Raw genomic sequence first — 24,145 nt, 5'->3', positions numbered from 1 at the left:
GAGTTGCCATTCCGATAAACCGAAATATTTTCACGCGCGAGGATTGACAGGTTTTGCTGAGTTGCCCGTCGGGTTGTTTTGTCGCACCTCGTTCCGTCATTTCGGGCAGGCCCGCAGGGCCGCACCCAGGCGATCCGAGCGAATTCGATATCGTGGTGGCTCGTCACCCAACGGTGGGCGCCCGCTACAATGGGTCGTCCGTTCGCAACATGGCGACTGTTTTGCGCCGCTTCGCACAACCCAACGCAGCGGTTGACGAAACGATAGAGCGCGGCAATCGCGGCTTGGTTAGGCCGCGAACCCATAAATCTGCCGGCGGACGGCTTGTCAAAGTCCGCTATGCACCGATAGCGACCAAATTCTGCAGCGCAGCTAAACGACGCGATGGGCCACATCCAGACATTCCAATAGGCCGATTGGTCCACCAAGAGACTTGAATAAAGTGTTCGGAAATCTCAGAACCGCGTCAAGTTCGCGGCCGGTGGGTTCGGATGCTTCACGAGACTCGCCTTATATTCTTCTACCGCCTTCAATACCGGCCCGATCACCCACTCGTACTTTGCTCCGATGTTGTACTCCTCGCGCGGGTCCGACTCGATATTGAAGATCTTGGGGTAGCCGTTCATCGGCGCCGCACTACCGCCGACTCCCGCCAAGAGGTTCGCGCCGCCCCACCCGCTGCGGCCCGGCGCAACGTCGGCGAAATACGCGCGGAACTGCTTCCAGCGCACTGCCACGAGATCGGGACCAACGAAGGTCAGCAGAGTGTCCCGCCGTCCGCCATCGTTCGTGCCGAGCAGGAAGTCGGTCTGGTCGACGCCGTCGATTGGGCGGTCGTTCGGCACCTTGCCTCCCGCGAGGCGGGCGAATGTCGGGAAGAAATCCATGATCGAGAACATCGTGTACGATGAACGCGGCCTGATGTGGCCGGGCCAGCGGATCATCGCAGCAGTGCGGATGGAGCCCTCGCTTACATCACCCAGCTCGCCGCGATGAGGTCCCGGCGATCCCATGTCCGGCATGCCGCCGCCGAACTCGCGCACCACCGAGCCTTGCGGACCGTTGTCGGAGGCGAAGACGACGATCGTGTTATCGTCGAGGCCGACGTCCCTCAAGGCGTCGAGCATCCTTCCGACGATAGCATCTCCCTCCATCAAGGAGTCACCGAACTGGCCTATGCGCGATTGGCCTTCAAAGCGCTTTGACGGCAAATTAGGGTAGTGCGTGCGGGATATCGGGAGATAGAGGAAGAATGGTTTACCCAATGCTTTTTGCCGCCTCATGAAGTCGATGCCTCGCTCCACCAGCTCCCAGTCGATCTCGCGTCGTACCTCCTCGGTGTAGGGCTTTACCTCCTTCAGCGTTTCGCTCCGTTTGGCCTCAACGATCTGGGGCCCTTTGTCCAGCGGGATATCGGTCGTCTTGGTCTGACGGCCCTGCGGAATTGCGAGGAACGCGTCCCAGCTAACGCCGGGCGGGATGCCATAGTATTCGTCGAAACCCTTGTTTTGCGGCTGAGCCGAGGGCGCGCTTCCGAGATGCCATTTACCGAACAACGCCGTCGCATAACCGGCATCGCGCAACATCTCAGCCATCGTGATTTCTGTCGCCGGAAGCGAACCCGTAGTGCTTCCCTCCACCGCGACTAGCGATAAGCCCGAGCGAATGGAATAGCGCCCTGTCATAAAGGCGGCTCGGGAGGGCGTGCATCCCGGCTCAACGAGGAACTGTGTTAGCCGCAGTCCTTCAGCGGCGAGTTCATCAATGCGCGGTGTCGGCGCCCCGCGCAGCTCGCCGCCGCCGTAAACACCGAGGTCGCCGTAACCGAGGTTGTCCGCAAGGATGAAGAGGATGTTGGGCCTTTGCTGCTGGGCCAGCGCCACCGCGCCCGGCAATGCCGCAACGCATGATCCCAGCATCAAGGCGCCAAGCATTCGTCGCGAACATTGGAGCATGGTCCACCTCCCGCAGCGAAACCGCAGTGCGACCCGCGGACTGAAATCGCGCCTCACCGCCACGCGCACGCTAGGGTGTTGGCCAACCTAGTCCCAAACCTGTGAGGGGCGGTATTGCCCCTTAGGGCAACCACCGTGGTTAGCCTGCCGCTCTGATGTCGGTTTCGGGTCATTCGCGACCAAGTCGAGCCAACAGCACGGCCAAGTCCGCCATGCCGCCTAAAGCGGAAGCAAAGGCGGCCCGCGTGCTGGACTTTGAGCCAATCATGTTGAAGCTTGGCCTTTTAAAACAACCGGATCGATACACCCTGCGATCAGGCTATAAGCCGCCTTAAAAATCCTACCGGGATCGGCTGGGATCATATGCGCCGACTGGAATATCGCCGGATGGCGAGCATTGGGGTTGGCTGTGCGCCGCATCCGCGCGGCCACGAACGTCGCGATTCCGCCGCTATTCAAACGGGAATATCCTTTTCCAGTCCTTCTTCATGTCGACCACGGTCCACCTGTTTACCGCCGCCGCGTCGAGCGCTACGTCGAGCTTACCGAAATGCGACTGGCGGTCGTAGGCATATTCGCGTTCCGCGTCGGTATGGTGGACAATCAGGCCGAACCGCGCGCCGCTGGTACCGAGCGTCGCCCATTGCAGCATTTCGAGGTCGCCATCGGAGTTGCCGAAGGCGGCGATCGGACGCCGGCCAATGTGGCTATTGATCCCGATCGGCTTGCCGGATTTGTCGTCGATGAAATCGATCTCGGGCAAACGAAACAGAACCGGCGTGCTGTCGCGCATTTCATAGCGGGTCTTGATTGACGATCCGACGACCTGCTCAGGAGGCACTCCATAAATCGTCTCGGTCCATGGCCGCATGAACTCGACGCCGCCACCTGACACGATGAAGGTCTTGAAGCCATTGGCGCGGAGGTAAGCGAGCAATTCGAGCATAGGCTGATAAACGAGTTCGGTGTAGGGGCGTTTGAAGCGATCATCACGCGCGGTCGCAAGCCAGTCTGTGACGATCTTCTCAAACTCCGCTGTCGTCATACCGGCGTGAGTCACCGCTACCAGCTCGGCTACGCCTTTTTCGCCGGAAGCTGCGAACGCCTTCAAGTCGCCGTTCAGGACTGCCGCGAAGGGCTGCTTGTCCTTCCATTCCGGATGCATTGGCGCAAGAACCTTCACGCGATCCAGCGCAAACGCGAGCTGCACATACATCGGCTGTTCGATCCAAAGCGTCCCGTCATTGTCGAAGGTCGCGATGCGTTGATCGGGCGGTACGAAATAGGGTCCACCATTCTCTGTGACCCGTTCGACGAAATCGACGATCGAAGCTTTCGTCGGACCCTCATTCCAAGATGGCAGAGGACCGGTTTGCGTTTGGGCCACGGCGGACGTGGAACGCAGAGCGGCAGATAGAAACGGAAGAATCGCCAGAGACGAGAGCAGCGCGCGACGGTCAAGGCGTGGAAACCGCATGATCCGTTTCATTGTCGGTCCGATTCGATGGCCCGCACTGGTCAACATTGAGGGCAAGTGCGAGGCTGGTGTATCGCTGCTGTTCGTCGCACGCTTGCCGATATGCAGCTTCGTGAGCAGTTGGGTTCTGAGCGCAGTAGATTGGCGAGCGCCGAAAGTGACGCCCGCCAATTTAGTATCGAGCGACTAGTCGCTGCGACCGGCAATTTTGGCCTGCTTGACCTGTTGCAGCACCTGGTCGAGGTTGTAGCTCGCCGGATCCTGCAGCGGCGGGTACGGAATATAGCTCTCAAGCTCCTTCAGCCAGAGCGCCTGGCCGATGGGCAGCATGTTCCAGTCGTAGACGTAGGCTGTAGAAGCGGAGCCGATTGTGCCGCCCATACCCATGAGCGTCTTGTATTGTGAACCAATCGAGGTCTCGAACGGGTCTCGCTTGATATTGACGACCTGGGCCCAGTGATAGGGAAGCGCTCCGGCAATAAAGCCCTGTGGGTTGTCGGACACCATCGTGAAGTAGATCTTCCAGTTCTTGTAGCGGACCGCCGACGGGTCCTTGCCCGAATAATAGAAGAAGGTATCGCGCGCCGACTTTTCCGAACGCCCCGAAAGATATTCAACCTGATCGACGCCATCGAGCGTCGTCTTGACGATGCCGGGATAACTTCCGGCCTCGATCTGTTTCTTCAGCGCGTCTCCTTTTGCGCCGCCCGCGATATTGACAAACGTGGGTAGCCAGTCGAGCGAAGCGAAGATGTCGTTCTTGATGGTGCCGGGCTTGATGACCCCCGGCCAGCGAATGAGCGCCGGCGCGCGCATGCCGCCTTCCCAGGTGCTCAGCTTGCCGCCCTTGAACGGAGTGGTGCCGCCGTCCGGAAAGGTGATGGTCTCGGCGCCGTTATCGGTCGTGAACACGATGATCGTGTTGTCGAGCTGGCCCATGTCCTGGAGCTTCTTCATGACAACGCCGATGTTGTCATCCAACTGCTTCATGCCGGCCTCGTTGAGGCCCCAGTCCTTGCCGCCTGCCTCGCCGATCATGCCTGCGTATTTGTCATTTAGCACGGTCGTGATGTGCATGCGGGCCGGGTTATACCAGGCGAAGAACGGCTTGTTGGTCTTCTTGGGGTCGTTGCGATCGAGAAAGTCAACGACCTTGGCCGAGATTTCCTCATCGACGCCCTTCGATCGCTCCAGTGTCAGCGGACCCTGGTCCTCGCATGTCATGTTTTTGGCGGTACCGTCAGAGGACTTGCACGCCAGCACGGGCCGCGGCGGCGTCAGGCAAACCGACGTTTTCGGATCAACTGCGCCCGGTACTTCCGCAAGACCCGGGATCGGCGTGTTCTTGCATGGCGGGGCAACCGTCTGCTGGGTTGGCGTCTTGTTGATGTCCGGGAAGCTCACGCCCTGCATCGCGTCGAGGTGATACAGGTAGCCCCAGAATTCCTGGAAGCCGTGCGCGGTCGGCAGCGCGTCGGTATGATCGCCGAGATGGTTCTTGCCGAACTCGCCGGTGTTGTAGCCGAGATCGAGCAGGAACTTGGCAAGCGCCGGCGTCCCGGGCCGCAGATAGGACGGGCTGCCGGGAAGCTGCGGAGGAATCATGCCCGTGCGCAGCGGATGCATGCCGGTGAAGAAGGCGTTGCGACCGGCGGTGCAGCTCTGCTCTGCGTAGTAATGTGTGAATATCGCGCCTTCATTGCCGATGCGATCGATGTTGGGCGTCTCGCCGACCATCAACCCGCGATGGTAGATGCTTGGCTGGTAGAGGCCGATGTCGTCACCCATGATGAATAGGATATTGGGTTTCTGTGGCGGTTGCTGCGCCGCCGCCGGCGCGCTGACCAGTGCGGACAGTGGCATCAACATCGATGCGCCTAACAGGGCGGCGCAGGATCGCTTGAGACAACCGGACGCCTTGCTTGGCGGCGTTGCGGCAGAAGGCGGCTTGTCATTGAATATAGAATCCAACATGGCGTCGCTTTCCTTTTTATGATGGGTCAGTGGCTCCTCGACTGATGCATCGAAAGCCAAGATGACTCGTGGAGGTATCGACCGGCTCTGCGTGTCGCGCCGCCGGCCGGTAGCGTCGGCAGTAATTCGGCGCGCACAAATGCGAGCCGCCCTTGATGACCTTCCGTGGAATCTTCACGTTGGTTGTTCGGGGGTCATGGCTGTCGGCCTCGCGCCCGCCGCGCGGGTTCTCCGGGATGCAGCAGGCCTTAGGCGCGTCGGCTTCGTGCCTGGGGGAATACCAGTCGGTTGTCCATTCCCAGACGTTGCCGATCATGTCGTAAAGGCCGTAGCCGTTCGGCGGGAATGCGGTGACCGGCGAGGTACGTTCGAAACCGTCGGCATTGGTGTTCTGGTGCGGAAAATCACCCTGCCAGGTGTTGGCCATGTGACGGCCGTGCGGCATGAATTCGTCGCCCCACGCATACTCGGCGTCGTCGAGCCCGCCGCGTGCCGCAAACTCCCATTCCGCTTCGGTCGGCAAATCCTTGCCAACCCATTGCGCGTAGGCAAGCGCGTCGTTGAAGGCCACGTGCACGACGGGATGATGGTCGAGCGCATGGATGTTGCTATTCGGTCCGTAGGGATGGCGCCAGTCAGCCCCCTTGGCGAAGGTCCACCACTGGCTGAAGTCGCGCAGGCTGACCGGACGCCCCGGCGGCAAGAACATCAGTGAGCCCGCATAGACCATATGCGGTAGGATCCCGGGATAGTCTCTCGGGTCGGGCGCAATCTCGGCCACAGTAACGTGACCTGTCGCCTTGACGAACTTTCTGAACTGTTTGTTTGTGACAGGATGGCGATCCATCCAGAAGCCGTCGACAGTCACCCGATGTGCCGGCGCCTCCTCTGGATAATGCTTGTCCGATCCCATGCGGAATGTCCCGCCGGGTATGTAGATCATCTTGTCGATATCTGACGGATCATCGCAAATGGCGATATCGCGTGTTCGCTTGGGCTTCGCTGTCAAGGCGTCACCTCCGGGCCGACGTGTTACACGCTACGTGGCAAAACCCTCGTGCGGGGACCTTGGTCGAATATCCGTATCTCTATGGTTAGCCGCCTTGAACCCAAATCAGATGACACTCACTCGATTAAGGCGACGTTGATCTAGATCAATGCGACTGCCCTCTGCCGATTGCGGTCTCGACCTAGTTTCCCTCTCGTTCCGATCACTGCAAAGATGTGGCAGCCAAAGGGGCTGCGGCGTCCGCTCAGGTCATTTTCGACGGTTTCAGCAGGGATTGTCGTTTGGTTGATGTCCGCTTCTGCCCCTAAGCGCCGAACGAAGACCGCCCAGGAGCGTTGCGTTCGGCCAGACGCCCGTGATTCAAACTCCCAAACTGGGGCTCGAATCATCCGCTACGAACTCGCCGATTATGAATGGGTTGCCATCAAGCCGATCATGCCCAGACACGAGTCACCGGCCACGTCCGTACGGCCGAAAGCGCGCGCGTCGTCAATTCGACACGCCCCCGCCGGACGGAAATGGTTCGTAGGACGGGCGGAGCGCATCATGTCAATCAATATGTGCGGAGACACGATGGGTATCGCTTCGCCCCACCCATCCTACGATCCGCTGAGCCGTTTCCGCTTCGCGTTGAGCGCTGAGGCAACACGGCTCACCGGTGGACGGCCGAGCAATTTTGCCACCTCGTTCGTCGTGGCCAGCAGCCTGTCCATGTCGACGCCGGTTTTCACGCCCATGCCGTCGAGCATGTAGACGACATCCTCGGTCGCCACGTTGCCGGTGGCGCCGGGGGCATAGGGGCAGCCGCCGAGGCCGCCGGCGGCGGCATCGATGACGCGGACGCCTTCCTCCATGCCGGCATAGAGATTGGCCAGCGCCTGGCCGTAGGTGTCGTGGAAGTGCATCGCGAGATTGCGGACCGGAAGCTCGGCGCTGACTGCGCGCAACATCTCCCTGGCCTTGAGCGGCGTGCCGACGCCGATGGTGTCGCCGAGCGAGATCTCGTAGCAGCCGAGGTCCCACAGGGTCACGGCAAGGTCGGCGACCGCCTTCGGCTTGATCTCGCCGTCGAACGGACAGCCGAGCACGCAGGAGATATAGCCGCGCACCTTGACGCCATCGTCTTTGGCGCGCGCCAGCACCGGCTTGAAGCGCTCGATCGACTCCGCGACCGAGCAGTTGATGTTGGCGCGCGAAAAGCCTTCGGAGGCCGCGGCGAACACCGAGACCACCTTCGCGCCGGCCGCGCGCGCGGCGTCATAGCCCTTCTCGTTCGGCACCAGCACGTGGAATTCGACGCCCTTGAGGTGGTTGACGCCGCGCAGCACCTGGTCGGAGCCTGCCATCTGCGGGATCGCCTTCGGCGACACGAAGGCGCCGACCTCGACGGTGTTAAGCCCTGCCGCCACCAGCGCCTCGACGAAGGCGATGCGCGCCTCGACGCTGACCGGCGTCTTCTCGTTCTGCAGGCCGTCGCGCGGCCCCATCTCGACGATATGGACCTGATCGCTCATGACGCGGCCGCAGGCTCGACTTCGGCCAGTTCGACGCCCTCGCCGACGATGTCGCCGACCTTGCATTTGAGCTTCTTCAGCACGCCGGCATAGGGCGCACGCAGGGTCTGCTCCATCTTCATCACTTCCAGGGTCAGGATCGGCGCTCCCTTCTCCAAGGTCGCGCCCTCCTCGGCCAGCAGCGCGACCACGGTGCCCGGCAAGGGAGCCACGATCTTGTCCTCGCCGGCCTGCTCCTCGCTCTCGCCGCCGAACGGATCGACCCAGTGCAGGTCGAAGCGGCCGTTGCGGGTGCGCAAATAAAGCTCGTGGCCCTCGACGACCGCTGTGACGCGCGACTTGAGGCCGCTGAGCGTCAGGTCGAAGCCGTCCTCGCCGGATGACGAGATCGCGAAGCCGAGCTCGTGCCCGCCGACTGACAGCGTCATCGGTCCGTGGCCATAGTGCAGCGTAATCATATGCGGCGGCTCATGGCCCTGCCGGAACGAAAATACCCGCTGGCGGCGGCCGACCGGCATCCAGCCGAACGCCCGCCACGGCGAGTTCGCCTCGCTTCGCGCCGCCTTCTGCTCAGCGTTGACGATCGCAGCCACCGCCGCACAGAGCTCGAACTCACCAGCCGCGCCGGTGCCGGCCGTCAGGTTCTTCAGCTCGCGCTCGATGAAGCCGGTATCGATCGCATTGGCGCGCGTGTCCTTATGTGTCACCAGCGCCGACAGGAACGGGATGTTGGTGACGATGCCGCGGACATCGGTCTGTTGCAGCCCGCGATTGAGCTTCTCGATCGCGCCCTCGCGCGTCGGCGCCCAGGCGATCACCTTGGCGAGCATTGCGTCGTAATAGGGCGAGACATTGTCGCCGCTGCGATAACCGGCATCGATGCGCAGGCCGTCGCCTTCCGGCGGCGTCCGCCAGGTCTTGATGCGGCCGACCGAGGGCATGAAATTCTTCTGCGGATTTTCCGCGTAGACCCGGGCCTCGATGGCGTGCCCGTTCAGCGTGATCTGGTCCTGCTTGAGCGGCAGCGCCTCGCCGAAGGCGACGCGTAGCTGCCACTCGACCAGATCCACGCCGGTGATCAGCTCGGTGACGGGATGCTCGACCTGCAGGCGGGTGTTCATCTCGATGAAGAACACGTCCTTGCCGTCGGAGACGAACTCGATGGTGCCGGCGCCGACATAATTGACCGCGCCGGCCGCTTTTCGCGCGGCCTCGCAGACCGTGTCGCGCTGCGCGGCGTTCAGGGTCGGCGACGGCGCCTCCTCGATCACCTTCTGGTGGCGGCGTTGCAGCGTGCATTCGCGCTCCCACAGCGAGAGCAGATTGCCATGGCTGTCGCCGATGATCTGCACCTCGATGTGGCGCGGGTTCTGCACGTATTTCTCGATCAGCATGCGGTCGTCGCCGAACGCCGCCTTGGCTTCGCGCTTGGCGCTCGTGATCGCGGCCGACAGCTCGCCCGCCGAATTGACCACGCGCATGCCGCGGCCGCCGCCGCCGGCCGAGGCCTTGACCAGCAGCGGGAAGCCGATCCGGTTGGCAGCCTCCGCCAGGGTCGCCTCGTCCTGGGCCTCGCCGTGATAGCCCGGCACCAGCGGCACGCCGGCTTTCTCCATCAGCGCCTTCGAGCCGGACTTCGAGCCCATCGCCGTCATCATCGCGGCGGTTGGGCCGACGAACACCAAACCTGCCTCGAGGCAGGCCTGCGCGAACTCGGCATTCTCAGACAGGAAGCCGTAGCCGGGATGCACGGCCTCGGCGCCGGTCTGCTTGGCCGCCGCGATCACGCGTTCGATGTTGAGATAGCTGTCGCGCGCCCGCGCGGGCCCGAGCAGCACGGCCTCGTCGGCGAGTGCGACATGCATCGCGTCGCGGTCGGCCTCGGAATAGACCGCAACGGTGCGCAGCCCCATCGCACGCGCCGAGCGGATGACGCGGCAGGCGATCTCGCCGCGGTTGGCGATCAGAAGCGTACGGAAACGCCGGTAGAGTTTTGAGCGGTCCATGGTCAGTTCCTGGGTCACATCCTGAACAGGCCGAACTTCGTCGGCTCGATCGGCGCATTGGCGGCGGCCGACAATCCGAGCCCGAGCACGAGGCGCGTATCGGCCGGATCGATCACGCCGTCGTCCCACAGCCGCGCGGTGGCGTAATAGGGATTGCCCTGGCTTTCATACTGGGCGCGGATCGGCGCGCGGAACTTGTCCTCCTCCTCCGCCGACCAGCTCTCGCCCTTGGCCTCGATATTGTCGCGGCGCACCTGGCTGAGCACCATCGAGGCCTGCTCGCCGCCCATCACCGAGATGCGGGCGTTCGGCCACAGCCAGAGGAAGCGCGGGCTGTAGGCGCGGCCGCACATGCCGTAATTGCCGGCGCCGTAGGAGCCGCCGATCACGACGGTGAATTTCGGCACGCCGGCGGTCGCAACCGCGGTCACCAGCTTGGCGCCGTCGCGCGCGATGCCGCCGGCCTCGTACTTCTTGCCGACCATGAAGCCGGTGATGTTCTGCAAAAACACCAGGGGAATGCCGCGCTGGCAGCACAGCTCGATGAAATGCGCGCCCTTCAGCGAGCTCTCGCTGAACAGGATGCCGTTGTTGGCGATGATGCCGACCGGATAGCCCCAGATATGGGCGAAGCCGCAGATCAGCGTGGTGCCGTACAGCTTCTTGAATTCGTCGAATTCGGAGCCGTCGACGATCCGCGCGATGATGTCGTGCACGTCGAACGGCTTGCGGCCGTCGGCGGAGACGACGCCGTAGATCTCCTCGGCCGGAAACAGCGGCTCCTGGACGGTGCGCATATTGAGCGGCGCCTTCGCCGGCTGCTTCAGCGTGCCGACGATGCGGCGCGCGATGCCGATCGCGTGGGCGTCGTTCTGCGCGTAATGATCTGTAACCCCCGACTGTCGCGAATGGACATCGGCGCCGCCGAGCTCTTCCGCGGTGACGACCTCGCCGGTCGCAGCCTTCACCAGCGGCGGACCGCCGAGAAAGATCGTGCCCTGGTTGCGCACGATGATGCTCTCGTCCGACATCGCCGGCACATAGGCGCCACCGGCGGTGCAGGAGCCCATCACGATCGCGATCTGCGGGATGCCCTGCGACGACATCTGCGCCTGGTTGTAGAAGATGCGGCCGAAATGCCGCTCATCGGGAAATATCTCGTCCTGCAGCGGCAGGAAGGCGCCGCCGGAATCCACCATGTAGACGCAGGGCAGATTGTTCTGCCGCGCGATGTCCTGGGCGCGCAGATGCTTCTTCACCGTCATCGGGTAATAGGTGCCGCCCTTGATGGTGGCGTCGTTGGCGACGATGATGCATTCGCGCCCGGAGATGCGCCCGACGCCGGTGATGACGCTCGCCGAATGCACGTCACCGCCGTACAGCCCGTTGGCGGCGAGCGGCGACAGCTCGAGGAACGCGGTGCCGGGATCGACCAGGAGATCGACGCGATCGCGCGCCAGCATCTTGCCGCGCGAGGTGTGGCGCTTGCGCGAGGTCTCGCCGCCGCCGTGGGCCACCTTGCCGAGCTTGTCGCGCAGCTCCGCGACCAGGCTGCGCATCACATCGGCGTTGCGGGCGAATTCAGAAGATGCGGGATCGATCGTCGAATGAAGCGGCATCTGTGTTGCACGTTCGTTGGAGGAGCCGTCGGGATTTTTTGAAGGCAGGCCGCCGCGCCGGGAGCGCGGCAGCAGGTGCGAAGCTCAGGCCGTCTTGGCGTACAACTCGCGGCCGATCAGCATGCGGCGGATCTCGCTGGTGCCGGCGCCGATCTCGTAGAGCTTGGCGTCACGCAGCAGCCGGCCGGTGGGATATTCATTGATGTAGCCGTTGCCGCCGAGCAGCTGGATCGCATCCAGCGCGCATTGAGTGGCCTTCTCCGCGGCGTAAAGGATGGCGCCGGCGGCATCCTCGCGCGTGGTCTCGCCGCGGTCGCATGCCTTGGCAACAGCGTACACATAGGCGCGCGAAGCGTTCATCGTGGTGTACATGTCGGCGATCTTGCCCTGCACCAGCTGGAACGAGCCGATCGGCTCGCCGAACTGCTGGCGCTCGTGGACGTAGGGCAGCACCACGTCCATGCAGGCCTGCATGATGCCGATCGGACCGGCCGCCAGCACCGCGCGCTCATAGTCGAGGCCTGACATCAGGACGTTGACGCCGCGGCCGACCTCGCTCAGCACGTTCTCCTCCGGCACCTCGCAGTCCTCAAACACCAGCTCGCAGGTGTCGGAGCCGCGCATGCCGAGCTTGTCGAGCTTCTGCGCGGTGGAAAACCCCTTCATGCCCTTTTCGATGATGAAGGCGGTGATGCCGCGCGGGCCAGCGCTCGCATCGGTCTTGGCATAGACCACCAGCGTCTCGGCGTGCGGACCGTTGGTGATCCACATCTTGTTGCCGTTGAGCACGAAGCGGTCGCCCTTCTTCTCGGCGCGGGTCTTCATCGAGACCACGTCGGAGCCGGCGCCGGGCTCCGACATCGCCAGCGACCCGACATGCTCGCCCGAGATCAGCTTCGGCAGGTATTTGCGCTTCTGCGCCTCGTTGCCGTTGCGGCGGATTTGGTTGACGCAGAGATTGGAATGCGCGCCGTAGGCCAGTCCGATCGAGGCGGATGCCCGCGAGATCTCCTCCACCGCGATGCAGTGCTCGAGATAGCCGAGGCCACTGCCGCCATACTCCTCCTCGACCGTGATGCCGTGCAGGCCGAGCGCGCCGATCTTGGGCCAGAGGTCGCGCGGAAAGCTGTTGGAGCGATCGATCTCGGCGGCGCGCGGCGCGATCTCGTTGCTGGAGAAATCGTGCACCGTCTCGCGGATCGCATCCGCGGTCTCGCCAAGGTCGAAATTGAACACTGCCGCCCGGTTTGAGGCCATGATCCCTCCCGTGAGATTCATCTTGCAATTAAACGATCATACGTTTTTTTCTTGGCTTCGCAAGCAACCGTGCTATGGTTTGCGCATGAAATCGGCAGCGCATTGAATCTGCTGGGATTTCATGCAATAAACATACGGTCGTTCGCTTGTTTCCTCCGCTTCCAGCAAGCCAACACCCATCCGAGGCCCGCGATGGCACGCACGATCGGCTCACATGGCCCCACGACGCTGGAGGCGATCCGCAAGGCCGGCGTGCGCCTGATCTTCGAGCGCGGCTACGAGGCAATGAGCCTGCGCCAGCTCGCCGCCGAGGTCGGCATCCAGGCCGGCTCTCTCTACAATCATATCTCAACCAAGCAGGAGCTGCTGTTCGATCTGGTGCAGGATCATATCAATGATTTGCTGCGCGAGCTCGATCTGGCGCTGGAGGGCAAGGCCGATCCGGTCGAGAAGCTGCGCGCCTTCGTGGCCTTCCATGTCAGCTACCACATGACCCGCAAGCGCGAGGTGTTCATCGCCAATTCCGAGCTGCGCAGCCTCGAGCCGAAGAACTATGACGCGGTGGTGGCGCTGCGCGGCGCCTATGAGCAGCGGCTGGCGCAGATCCTCGCCGACGGCGTGGCCGAGGGTGTGTTCGAGGTGGTCGACATCCAGGTCGGGACCTTCGCGATCATCGCGATGCTGACCGGGCTCTGCACCTGGTACCGCCCCGGCGGCCGCCTGACCCGGGACGCCATCATCGCAGCGCATGAGAAGCTGGTGCTGTCGGGCGTCGCACCGCAGGTCGCGATCGCCCAGCTCCGTGCCGGCAGCAAGAGCCCGCGGACCGCGGTGGCGGGTTCGTGACTGTGACAGAACGCCCACAGCTCGATGACATCGATTTGCGGATCCTGTCCGAGTTGCAGCGGGACGGCCGGATCAGGATCAACGAACTGGCCGAGCGGGTCGGCATCACCGCCCCGCCCTGCCTGCGCCGGGTCCGCGCCCTGCGCACCCGCGGCGTGGTCCAGGCGATCCGCGCCACGCTCGACGAACGGCTGCTCGGCTATGAGGTGACGACCTTCGTCCTGATCCAGCTCGACAGCCAGACCCTGACTGCGATCGAGGCGTTCGAGGCCGCGGTGGCGGCCGTGCCGCGCTTCCTGCAATGCTGGCGGATCTCGGGCGACGCCGATTTTGTGCTGAGATGCGTCGCCCCCAGCGTCGACGACATGCGCCAGCAGCTGCTGCAATTTGCCGGCCTGCCGAACGTGCGTAAAATTAGAAGCTTTCCGGTGCTCGGCGTCTCCAAAGACGCGCCACTGCCGCTCCCGGGCGTCCTCGCCGCTCCTACGGCGACCTGATCGGTCGGGACCTCAGTGCGTCCAACCTAGTGCGTCCAAGGCTCCCAGCGGCGGAACGCAAAATTGTCGGCATAGGCAATCTGGCGGTGCGCCGAATCCTTCGGCTCGATCACCTGGTAGGCGATGCCCTTGCGCTCGCAATAGGCTGTCGCCTCCTCCTTGGTCTCGAAATGCAGCGTGAGCTGCTGCTTCATGTCGGTGGACGAGGTCCAGCCCATCAACGGCTCCACGGTGCGCGGCTGCTCCGGCTCGAAATCCAGTTGCCACTCTTTGGTCTTGGCGCGTCCCGATTGCATCGCGTTTTTGGCGGGCTTAAAAATGCGTGCGGTCATGGATGGTCGGCCCCGTGGGATGTGCGACATGGAAGCGATTTGAAGGAGACCGCCGGGATAGTATAGAGACACCAATCAACGATCTGATCGGTGATTCCTCGATCTCGGAGGTAGCCTTCGCCGGACCGGTATAGTCATTCTGCCGCGCTGTGACAATCTGGCCCCGGGAGGCTTCCCTTAGGAGTCCCTTGGGCCGGCGGCGCGGTGTTCTCGACAACATCACATCGAGGAAGCGGCGCTCCCATGGAAATCCACGCCACCCTGCCCGAAAAAGGACGTGACCTCCGGCTCGACCTGTTCCGCGGGGTCGCGAACTGGTACATCTATCTGGATCACATCCCGGACAATGTCGTGAACTGGATCACGACGCGGAATTACGGCTTCAGCGACGCCGCGGATCTGTTCGTCTTCATCTCCGGCTATACCGCATCCTTCGTCTATGCCCGCATGATGCTGGAGCGCGGCTTCATCGTCGGCGCGACAAGGCTGACCAAGCGGGTCTGGCAGCTCTATGTCGCCCACATCATCCTGTTCGTGATCTACATCGCCTCGATCAGCTATCTGGCGCTGCGCTTCGGCGATTCCGAGATCATCAACGAGTTCAACGTCGCGGGTCTCGTCGACAACGCCACCGAGACGCTGCGGCAGGGTCTGTTCCTGAAATTCAAGCCGGTCAATCTCGACGTGCTGCCGCTCTATATCGTGCTGATGGGCCTGTTCCCGCCGGTGCTGTGGTTCATGCTGCGGCAGCCGAACTGGACCATGGCGGCCTCGATCATCCTGTGGCTGGTATCGCGCCAGATGGGCTGGAACCTGCCGGCCTACCCGGCCGGGACCTGGTACTTCAATCCGTTCGCCTGGCAGGTGCTGTTCGTGTTCGGCTCGTGGTGCGCGATGGGTGGCGCACGGCAGAACATGCACATCATCAACTCGCCCTATACGCTGTGGTTCTGCATCGCCTACATGATCTTCGCGCTCGTCATGACGATGGCCGGCCGCTTCCCGGACTTCGGCGCGATGTTCCCGCATTGGCTCTATGCGACCTTCAACCCGAACGACAAGACCAACCTCGCGCCCTATCGCTTCCTGCATTTCGTGGTGATCACGGTGCTGGTGATCCGCTTCATCCCGAAGGACTGGGCAGCGCTGGAGTGGAAGGTGTTCGATCCCCTGATCGTCTGCGGCCAGCAGTCGCTCGCGGTGTTCTGCGTCGGCGTGTTCCTGTCCTTTGTCGGACATTTCGAGCTCTCGATGAGCTCGGGCTCGCTGCTCGCGCAGATCTTCGTCAGCATCTCCGGCATCGCGATCATGACGATCGTGGCCTATTACATCTCGTGGTCGAAGCGGCAGGACAAGCCGGTCAAGCCGCCGGCGCCGAAACCCGCCGCACCGGCCGCCAAGGCGGGCTAAGGCGCAGGCTAAGGCGGCGGGCTGACGATCCGCCTCATTTTCCGGGCGGCCGCCCTTTGCCGCCCGGTTGGCCGCTGCGCCACCTGCCCTTCGAGCTGAACTCATCCCAGGTGGTGGTCCAGCGATATTCGGCCGCCGGCGCCTTCGCGATGCCGTCGGGGCTGCGCGCTCCCTCCAGGGCAAACGTGGCGCCCTGCGGATCAAGGCAGCGGACGATCCAGCTCCCGTTCGGCAGCTCCAGCGGCCCTTCATAGACGCGTCCGCCACCGGCCTTGACCCGCACGATGGCGGCGTCGACGTCGTCGACGTTGAAATAGTAAAGCCAGAACGCGATCGGCTCGAGCGGACGCTTGTTGAAGATACCGCCAATGGTCTGCCCACCGGCCGAGAACAATTGATAGGTCTCGGCGGGGGCGTTGCCGCCGTCCGCCTGCCGCCAGCCGAAAACCTCGCTGTAGAAACCAAAGGCCTTGCGCCAGTCGGCCGCCAACAGCTCGTGCCAGCCGACGCGGCCAAGGGCATCGAGGCCTTCGGCCGCGGGACGCGCGATGCTTGATCCGCTCAGCAATCCGAATGTCGCCCGCTGCGGATCGGCGACGATCGAGACGCGGCCGATATTGGTGCCGGTCGGCGGCACGTAAACGGCGCCGCCGCGTTCCTGCATGCGGCGGACGGCGAGGTCGACGTCGTCGACACCGACATAGCCGATCCAGCGCGGGGTCGCGCCCTGGCGCCTTCCCTCCTCCGGCAATTCCATCAGGCCGCTGCGGGCAAATTCGCCCGACATGAACAATCTGTAAGAAAGCGCGGGCGTGGACGCATCCTTTGTCGTCCAGCCGAGGACGCTGCCGTAAAAGGCAGTCGCGCCATCCACGTCCGTGGTCAGCAGCTCGTACCAGGCGAAGCTCGCGCCATCATCCGGCATGCCTATTCCTCGCTTCGGCGGCGGCGTGATCGCAATGCAGCATGGAGATTCTCGAAGTGTTAACGATTGCGGCTGGGCGAGAGCGCCGGCCAATAATCGTGTTCATCAAGATGAACCTGGGAACGAAGATGAACGACAACACTTGATACACGCTAGCACCTCGCGAGTGTGTGTGCGTAGCGCGTCTTGCATGCAGCTGCGACGGATTGTACAACTGCGCGAGAGTTGAATTCCACGTCAGGAATGGAGGATGCGAGTATGCCACGAGTGAAGCAAGCCCCCAAGAGCAAGCGCGTGACCAGCAAGCGTGTGACCAAGGCCGCTGTGCCCGCTCTGGGTGCAGCCGGATTGACGATCTCACTGGTGGGCAGTGCGTCGGCGGCCGCCGTGCCGGCAGCAGACGCGCCGCAGATCCAGAAGTACACCCCGACGCAAGCCATCACACTCGGCGAAGAAGAAATCGCCGACGTCAGCTTGGCGACATTCCATCTGTTCGACAAGGAGACCGCCGGCGCCGGCGTCCAGGTGGCGTGGCGCGGATGCGGCGGCTGCCGAGGTTGCCGTGGCTGTCGCGCTTGCCGTGGCTGCCGCTGCGGTGGCTGTGGTGGTTGCGGCGGTGGCTGCTGTCTGTCGTGGGGCGCCTGCCGCCTCTGCTGATCGAGACAGCGTCACGTTGACATCTATCGATCGTTATGGCCGGGTCCGACACACGTCGACCCGGCCAAATTATGTTGTCCCCGTATCGTTGCGCGGCTCGCTTCGCCCAACGGAGCGGAGCTGTCGAGGCCGGCGCCTCGCCCGATTCCACAATCGCCCCACAAGCTGCACAGGAACGATTCTTTGCCAGGAAAATCCAGCCAGCGCGCCAACAAGGACGTTCTGCAGTTCGCACCGAATTTCACGGCCTATGTGCTGCCTCCGGAGGTCGTCTGCCTCTATTCCGAAGACCGAAAGTTCTTTCTTCACGGCGAGCTCTATTGTGCACTTGCATCCGCTATCGGCACCAAGGGATGCAGCGCCGCCAAGCTCGCCGACGAGCTCGCGCGAAAATTTCCGCCTGAGGCGATCAATGAAGCCATCAAGCGACTGCTCGACCGCCGCTATGTGATCTCGAAGCCGTCAGGTCACGTACCAGCTCACGCCAACACGGTTGCCGGGCTTTGGGCGAGCCTTGGCCTTCCCGACACGGCCGCCGAACAAAACCTTCACAACTGCCGCGTGCGACTTGAGACGATCGACGTCAAGGGCGCCGCCGAATTGAGCAAGGCGCTGCAGGAGCTCGGCGTCCGCGTCGTCAAGACATCGGCCGACCTCACGGTCACACTGGTGAACGACTATCTCGACCGGCGGCTTGCCGAGCGCAACCTGCAGCGCGTATCCGACGGATCACCCTGGCTGCTGGTGCAGCCGTCAGGCGTATTTCCCCTGGTCGGCCCTGTGTTCAATCCGGGCGAGACCGCGTGCTGGACCTGCCTGTTCGATCGGATGATCCGCAACCGCGAGGTCAAGGGCTTCCTTGATCGCGGCGCGGCGCGGCCGGTCGCGGTTTCTCCACTCGCGCAGCACCCGGTTGGGCAGAGCGCCATTCAGCTGGCTGCCGTTGAAATCGCCAAGGCGATCGCCAGCGGCTTCCGCACCGATCTGCGCAATCACATCGTCAGTCTCGACCTCTTGGGCTCGACCATCGCCAGGCACTACGTGGCAGCCCGCCCGCAATGTCCGACCTGCGGAAGCAAGAAATTGCAGAACCCGCGACGCGCACCGGAGCCGATTGAATTGGGGCCCGGCGCCAAGCTTGTCATGACCAGCGGCGGCTATCGTACGGTGACGTCAGGCGCCACGGTGGCGCGCTTCAGGAAGCATGTCAGCCCCCTCACCGGCGTGGTGACACGGCTGGAGCGGATCGAGGTCGACCTGCCGATGAACACCAATTTCTACGCGCAGCATAATTTCTCCGCACCGGCGCAGAATGTGGACCAGCTTCGCGCAGGGCTGAGCGGCGGCAGTTTCGGCAAGGGCAGCACGGCCGAGCAAGGCGAAGCCAGCGCGCTGATGGAAGCAATCGAGCGGTATTCGGGAATTTTCCAGGGCGACGAGATCCGGGCGCGCAAGCGCTTCACCGACTTTCCGTCGGGCGATGCCATCCGCCCCAACGACATCCTGCTGTTCAGCGACGAACAGTACCGCGGCAGGGCTGAGCCGAACCACCACGACTCGCACCACACCCAACCGGCCCCGGAGCCGTTTGATCCCACAGCCCGGATCGAATGGACGCCGGTCTGGTCGTTGCGCGACAAGCGGTTCAGGCACATTCCAACCAGCCTGCTGTATTTCTTCTACGAGGGTCCCGCCCCCTTCGCTGCCGATTCCAACGGCTGCGCGGCCGGCAATACTCGCGAGGAAGCCATCGTGCAGGGCTTCCTCGAACTGATGGAGCGCGATGCCTACGCGATCTGGTGGTACAACCGGTCGCAACGCGCCGCGGTCGATCTGAACCAGTTCGACGATTCCTACGTCCGTGATCTGAAGACCCAACTCGAGGAATCGGGCCGCCGGCTCTGGGTGCTGGATATCACCAGCGATCTCCGCGTCCCGACCTATGTCGCGATCGTGCACTGGATGCAGAACGGTCAGGAGAACATCGAGTTCGGTTCGGGCGCGCACTTCGATCCGCGCATCGCATTGCTGCGGTCGTTGACCGAGTTGAATCAGTTCCTCTCGATCGGCCTGATGGGCGGCGGCAGCGGCGAGAAGCCGAGCCTCGATGGCGTCAATCCGCTGCGGCTCGACGAACATCCGTTCCTGATTCCAAGCGCAATCCCGTGATCCCGCCGGCTGCCGCGGCAGACGTGCCGCTCGACAACACCCGTGCACAAGTCGATGCCTGCGTCGACATCGCGGCGCGCGCAGGTCTCGACTTCCTCGTTCTCGACCAGACACGGCCCGATGTCGAGGTTCCGGTGGTCCGGGTCATCGTTCCCGGGATGCGCCATTTCTATCGCCGCTTCGCGCCGGGACGGCTCTATGATGTGCCCGTCAACCTCGGATTGCGCGATCGACCATCGCTGGAAAGCGGGCTGACGCCATTCCTCCCGCACACCTGAGGTGATGCCGGCGTGCGCGCGTCCAGGAAAACCCACGAGAAGAAGAAATCACCACGCGCCGCGCCGCCGGCTCTGTTCGTTCGGCTCAACCCGGCTGTCGCGCTCGAAGCGCAACCTGACGGGAGCATAGCGGCTCACGTCGAAGGCTATTCGGAGCCTTTGGGGACATTCAGCACGGCCGCAGCGGAACGCGCCCGGAAGCTGGGCGCAGGCCTGCCGCTGCCTTCCTCCGAGAGCGGCGATGCGGTCACGCGAGAGGTCGAGCGGCTGATGCGGCAATTGGCACGCCGCGGCCTGCTGGAATATCGCCTGGCGCGTGCAGCCGACGCCAGTGATCTCGTTGTGGTCGAGCCGCAGACCCCTGATTACTGGCCGCGCACGCCGAAGCTCGACGATGCGGCAACCGTCGTGCTGTCACGCTTCGCCTATCTGCGACGGCGCGGCACCGAGATGGTTCTGGAATCGCCACGGGCCGGCGCGCTGTTGCGCATCTGCGATGAGCGGATTGCGGCCCTGCTGACTATCCTTGCCACGCCGCAGAAAATCAGCCGCATCCGGCGCCTGGATGGCTATCCGGGCCCTGCACTGCTCTCCCTGCTGCTGGACTGCCAAATCCTGATCAAGGTCGACGCGGCAAAACCCGATACGCTGCGGCAGGCGGAGGGCGATGACAGCCTCGTGCTCTGGGATTTTCACGATCTGCTGTTCCATGCCCGCAGCACGGAGGGTCGACAGGCCAGTCCGCTGGGTGGCCTTTATCCGCACACCGGCCTGATTGCGCCGCTCCCCGCGATCCGGCCTGCCTGGCCCGGCAAAACCATCAAGCTGCCGGACTCCGACCGGATCGCATCGCCACTCGACCAACTGCTGCATGACAGGCATTCGACGCGCGAGTTCGACGATCAGAAGCCGATCACGCTGGCTGAACTTTCGACGTTCCTGAACAGCGTCGCGCGGGTCCGGGCGAAATGGAGCAGCCCGCTTGAGTTTGTCGACGACGGTCCCGACATCGAATACACCAGCAGGCCGTACCCCGCAGCAGGCAGCGCCTACGAGCTCGAGCTCTATCTGGCCGTCGCGAATTGCGATGGCCTCACGCCGGGTTTCTATCACTACGACGCCGATGCGCACGCGCTGGCAGCCATCGACGTCCGCCCGCAGCATGTCGAGGCCATGATGCAAAGCGCGGGATTTGCCATGGACGCGCCGTCTCCGCCGCAGATCCTGATCACGATCGCCGCGCGCTTCGGCCGGATCTCCTGGAAGTACAGCGCCATCGCCTATGCGCTGATCCTGAAGGATGTCGGCGTCCTGACCCAGACGCTGTATCTGGTGGCGACGAATCTGGGCCTCGGCGGCTGCGCGATCGGCACCGCCAATATCGATCTGTTCGCGAAGATGACCGGCCTCGACTTTCACGTCGAGGGACCGGTCGGCCAGTTCGCCCTGGGGCGCGGTATGGAATCGCCCCCTGCGGGATAGTCCTCGATCAGCGCTGCAACAAGCCAGAGCCTTTTTCGTTCCGATCAATCGGAACGGGAGTCTGGATTCTTGTTTTGACGCGTTTCTTCACGCGAACCGGTTGCCACTTCGCTCGAAAACGCTCTAAGGCGTGTACTCATAAATCCGGTACGCGCGTGCTGGACTGGCGAGGTGCCCGTTGCCCTCAAAAGCAGACATCGACGATGCTTGGGTGAATGTCCGCCAAGGGGTCACACTCGGAAGTCGGAACGCACAACCGTGAAGTCCGCTTCACCCCCGACACCGGACTTTCGATAGCCAGTGCGGCATGTCCGATAAGGGCCAACAGCGGACATTCGCGCAACCCGGGTCGGGTAACCGTTGTTTCCCTTAAGGACAATATCGCGAGGTCGGGATATAATGTTCCGTGCGTGCTTGAAGTCGTTTGCCGCACGCAGCAGGCGTAGGTCATTCCCGCTCGTCAATCTAGGGATTAGCGATCATGCCATCATCCAAATCACCCAACAAACCAAGCCGCCGCCTCTTAATCAAAACGCTCGCTGCGCTGCCCGTGGTCTCCATGCCGCTAGTCGCAAGTGTGCGGACTACTGTAGCGCAGACACCAATTGCCGCGGGGGCCGGTTTTTCGTTCGCAGCGGTCGGCGATACCCGTCCGATGATGTACCTCCCGTTGAAGGAGGGGCAGCCGGACCTCAACAAGTTCTTCGTCGAAATGTTCGGGTTGGTGATGCCGGAGAAGGTCGCTGAAGCCGTTGTGGCGAAGGATGTAAAGATGATTTTCGATCCGGTCACCAAAGACCTGATCAAGGTAGTCATGCCGTTCGCATCCAAGACGGAAGTGATGACCCTGACGGTAGATAAAGGTTGGGTCACTGAGGCATCCGTTGAAGACTTGAAACTGCTTCCTGGAGTGCATCGGACGATGTTCCGGCTTCAGGGCGGCGAATGGGTGACCCGTGAAATCGTGAAGGACGTTCAATCCAGTCGCGCCAAATTCGTGGTCAATAGTGGTGACGCCGTCTGGTGGGGCAATCAAGGCTTGACCGTCAGTGACAGCCCATACTGGAAGCGCGTGAATGATACGATGTTGAAGAAGCTACCGGCGCCGGATGAGGAGATGCGCGCAGCCGGTCTGGATGGGCGCTTTTTCATGAGTGTGGGCAATCATGAGGTGTGGGCCGACCCAAAGATTGAGGGCGTTCTTTCCGCTGTGCCGTATCTGAAAAAATTCGGCGTCACGCCGGAAAACCTCATCTACAAATTCGACTTCAAGGGCACCCGCTTCATCTATCTCTGGAGTGGCAAGTACGATTACCGTTCGCCGTCACTGTGGGACGCTGACCGGCCAAAATATGCCGAGCAGATGACCCAGCTTCAAAAGTGGATGGACGAGGCGAAGGCCAATGGCATTCGGAAGGCGTTCATCGTCTTCCATTATCCCGTGTTTGCGCGGTCAGGCTTAGGCCCGATCCCGGCTCCCGATAACCCGCACAAGGTGATTGCGTCGTATGCCAAGGACATGGAGGTGGTCGTATTGAACGGGCACGTCCACACCACGGAAATCTACGACGTAGATGGGATAAAGTATCTGATGTTGGGCGGTGGGGGCGCAGAACAAGACCCAATCCTGCCGGGGCGAACGAGCATCAAGGTGCCCGCTGACTATCCGCAGGACCTTTACTGGAAGGGCCAGCCTCCGCAAGAGGAGTACAACTACGTGCTGGTGGACGTCGAACCCGGCCAGAAGACGAAATTCACCCTCAATCGCTTTCGGCCTTGGTCGGCAGAGCCATTCGGGACTGAGGAACTCTTCAAGTGAGCAGGATGCCGGTGTTTACGGGAGTGAGGTTCTGGCGACAGCTATTCTGATCATTCACGGCTTGGTCGCGGTCGCACTGCTTGGCGCGATAACACACCAGACTTTAGCGGCATGGGGATCGGCGGACGCGCGACCCGGCTCGTTCTTTGGCCGCTTTCGTTCCATACCGTCGGCCTCGTTCGCCAACGCCGTCGTCATCTTGTACGTGGTCTCCGCGCTACTGGGCGCAATCTTGTATCTGCACTTTCGCCTCGATGTCAGGCCTGAACTAGAGCGCGCCGGTCACTGGCATGTCCTCGGCTTCTTCGACCTCAAGGAGCACTTCACGGCCATCGGATTGGCCTTGCTACCCGCGTACTGGGTTTGCTGGCGACAACCGCATGCCGATGAGTCTGCCCAAACACGCACCGCGCTCACCTCGATCCTTGCCTTTATTGTCTGGTGGAGCTTCCTGACCGGTCATTTCGCAAACAACATCATGGGCTTTGGTTCATGACGTCATCGGCCTCGTTCCGCCGCTTTGGATTTGCGTTCGGCACGACATTCGCGGTCCTTTACGTGGTTGCCGTCGCCAAGGATATGGCGCTGTTCACCGTTTTTCCCTCGCTGGGCGTTGTGCTCGCGGGCACGCATCATACACGAGACGTCGCCGACCCCGCGATGGGCTTCCTCGCACCGGCGATCTACTGGTATGGCTGGGCAGCAACGGCCGCGCTCGGGGCATCGACGTTCGGCTTTGTTGCTACGCTTTTGCCCGGGCGGTGGACGCGAGCCCTTTGGCGAGGATGGGTATGGTTGGTTCCCGCGCTCTCGATGATCGCGTGCGTCTATCTCACGCTGCCTTGGTTTCGGCTCTGACGGGGCGCGATTTCCGAATTGGGCCACAAGGCGACATCCCTGCGGCCGCCTGTCCGCTTTA

The 24,145-nt window shown here is 62.7% G+C and carries 18 protein-coding genes and 1 pseudogene; 9 read left to right on the top strand and 10 right to left on the bottom strand.

What is annotated here, in order from left to right; translation table 11 throughout:
• Nucleotides 1-455: 455 nt before the first annotated feature.
• The 8 genes from WDM24_RS19360 to WDM24_RS19325 form a co-directional block, all read right to left on the bottom strand.
• Nucleotides 456-1,955, bottom strand: coding sequence for an arylsulfatase (locus WDM24_RS19360; RefSeq protein WP_338832122.1), 1,500 nt, complete (start codon nt 1,953-1,955; stop codon nt 456-458).
• Between the two features lie 451 nt (nt 1,956-2,406).
• A complete protein-coding gene (locus WDM24_RS19355; protein ID WP_414645761.1) occupies nt 2,407-3,432 on the bottom strand; it encodes an HAD family hydrolase in 1,026 nt (341 codons plus the stop codon).
• Between the two features lie 186 nt (nt 3,433-3,618).
• Complete coding sequence (locus WDM24_RS19350) at nt 3,619-5,295, bottom strand: arylsulfatase (RefSeq protein WP_414645760.1); 1,677 nt, start codon at nt 5,293-5,295, stop codon at nt 3,619-3,621.
• 127 nt (nt 5,296-5,422) lie between these two features.
• A complete protein-coding gene (locus WDM24_RS19345) occupies nt 5,423-6,349 on the bottom strand; it encodes a formylglycine-generating enzyme family protein (RefSeq protein ID WP_338832412.1) in 927 nt (308 codons plus the stop codon).
• A gap of 665 nt (nt 6,350-7,014) precedes the next feature.
• Nucleotides 7,015-7,929 (bottom strand): hydroxymethylglutaryl-CoA lyase, encoded by a 915-nt coding sequence (locus WDM24_RS19340; RefSeq protein WP_338832121.1) that lies wholly within the window; start codon nt 7,927-7,929, stop codon nt 7,015-7,017.
• Nucleotides 7,926-9,935 (bottom strand): acetyl/propionyl/methylcrotonyl-CoA carboxylase subunit alpha, encoded by a 2,010-nt coding sequence (locus WDM24_RS19335; RefSeq protein WP_338832120.1) that lies wholly within the window; start codon nt 9,933-9,935, stop codon nt 7,926-7,928. Before WDM24_RS19335 ends, WDM24_RS19340 begins: the two co-directional genes overlap by 4 nt.
• A gap of 14 nt (nt 9,936-9,949) precedes the next feature.
• Nucleotides 9,950-11,554: a carboxyl transferase domain-containing protein gene (locus WDM24_RS19330; protein ID WP_166295872.1), complete on the bottom strand. Its 1,605-nt coding sequence runs from the start codon at nt 11,552-11,554 to the stop codon at nt 9,950-9,952.
• 84 nt (nt 11,555-11,638) lie between these two features.
• Nucleotides 11,639-12,811: an isovaleryl-CoA dehydrogenase gene (locus WDM24_RS19325; protein ID WP_166205202.1), complete on the bottom strand. Its 1,173-nt coding sequence runs from the start codon at nt 12,809-12,811 to the stop codon at nt 11,639-11,641.
• Nucleotides 12,812-13,003: 192 nt separating this feature from the next.
• Here WDM24_RS19325 and WDM24_RS19320 point away from each other — a divergent pair, with 192 nt between their 5' ends.
• Both WDM24_RS19320 and WDM24_RS19315 read left to right on the top strand, forming a co-directional pair.
• Nucleotides 13,004-13,657, top strand: coding sequence for a TetR/AcrR family transcriptional regulator (locus WDM24_RS19320; RefSeq protein WP_166295875.1), 654 nt, complete (start codon nt 13,004-13,006; stop codon nt 13,655-13,657).
• Nucleotides 13,658-13,659: 2 nt separating this feature from the next.
• Nucleotides 13,660-14,154 (top strand): Lrp/AsnC family transcriptional regulator, encoded by a 495-nt coding sequence (locus WDM24_RS19315; RefSeq protein WP_338832411.1) that lies wholly within the window; start codon nt 13,660-13,662, stop codon nt 14,152-14,154.
• A 26-nt stretch (nt 14,155-14,180) separates the two neighbouring features.
• On the opposite strand, the gene WDM24_RS19310 is transcribed toward WDM24_RS19315, so the two are convergent.
• A complete protein-coding gene (locus WDM24_RS19310; protein WP_029082714.1) occupies nt 14,181-14,486 on the bottom strand; it encodes an ETC complex I subunit in 306 nt (101 codons plus the stop codon).
• A 243-nt stretch (nt 14,487-14,729) separates the two neighbouring features.
• Here WDM24_RS19310 and WDM24_RS19305 point away from each other — a divergent pair, with 243 nt between their 5' ends.
• On the top strand, nt 14,730-15,896 hold the full coding sequence (locus tag WDM24_RS19305) for an OpgC domain-containing protein (RefSeq protein ID WP_166295878.1): 1,167 nt from the start codon (nt 14,730-14,732) through the stop codon (nt 15,894-15,896).
• Nucleotides 15,897-15,930: 34 nt separating this feature from the next.
• Here the strand turns inward: WDM24_RS19305 and WDM24_RS19300 are convergent, their stop codons facing one another.
• A complete protein-coding gene (locus tag WDM24_RS19300; protein WP_338832119.1) occupies nt 15,931-16,821 on the bottom strand; it encodes a VOC family protein in 891 nt (296 codons plus the stop codon).
• Nucleotides 16,822-17,079: 258 nt separating this feature from the next.
• Between WDM24_RS19300 and WDM24_RS19295 the strand changes: the two genes are divergently transcribed.
• The 6 genes and pseudogenes from WDM24_RS19295 to WDM24_RS19265 all read left to right on the top strand — a co-directional run bounded on the left by WDM24_RS19295 (nt 17,080) and on the right by WDM24_RS19265 (nt 24,084).
• On the top strand, nt 17,080-17,478 hold the full coding sequence (locus WDM24_RS19295) for a hypothetical protein (RefSeq protein ID WP_338832118.1): 399 nt from the start codon (nt 17,080-17,082) through the stop codon (nt 17,476-17,478).
• A 183-nt stretch (nt 17,479-17,661) separates the two neighbouring features.
• Nucleotides 17,662-19,925 (top strand): annotated as a pseudogene (locus WDM24_RS19290) (TOMM precursor leader peptide-binding protein).
• A gap of 342 nt (nt 19,926-20,267) precedes the next feature.
• Nucleotides 20,268-21,407: a SagB family peptide dehydrogenase gene (locus WDM24_RS19280; RefSeq protein ID WP_338832117.1), complete on the top strand. Its 1,140-nt coding sequence runs from the start codon at nt 20,268-20,270 to the stop codon at nt 21,405-21,407.
• 481 nt (nt 21,408-21,888) lie between these two features.
• A complete protein-coding gene (locus WDM24_RS19275) occupies nt 21,889-23,226 on the top strand; it encodes a metallophosphoesterase family protein (protein ID WP_338832116.1) in 1,338 nt (445 codons plus the stop codon).
• 61 nt (nt 23,227-23,287) lie between these two features.
• Nucleotides 23,288-23,722 carry a hypothetical protein gene (locus WDM24_RS19270; RefSeq protein WP_338832115.1) on the top strand — a complete coding sequence of 145 codons (435 nt, stop codon included), beginning with the start codon at nt 23,288-23,290 and terminating at the stop codon, nt 23,720-23,722.
• On the top strand, nt 23,719-24,084 hold the full coding sequence (locus WDM24_RS19265; protein ID WP_338832114.1) for a hypothetical protein: 366 nt from the start codon (nt 23,719-23,721) through the stop codon (nt 24,082-24,084). The genes WDM24_RS19270 and WDM24_RS19265 overlap by 4 nt, the downstream gene beginning before the upstream one ends.
• Nucleotides 24,085-24,145: the final 61 nt, after the last annotated feature.

The organism is Bradyrhizobium sp. 27S5 (assembly GCF_037217225.1).
GTDB lineage: Bacteria > Pseudomonadota > Alphaproteobacteria > Rhizobiales > Xanthobacteraceae > Bradyrhizobium > Bradyrhizobium septentrionale.
Note: the sequence above shows the minus strand (reverse complement) of the source record. Positions and strands in the feature narration are given on the sequence as shown.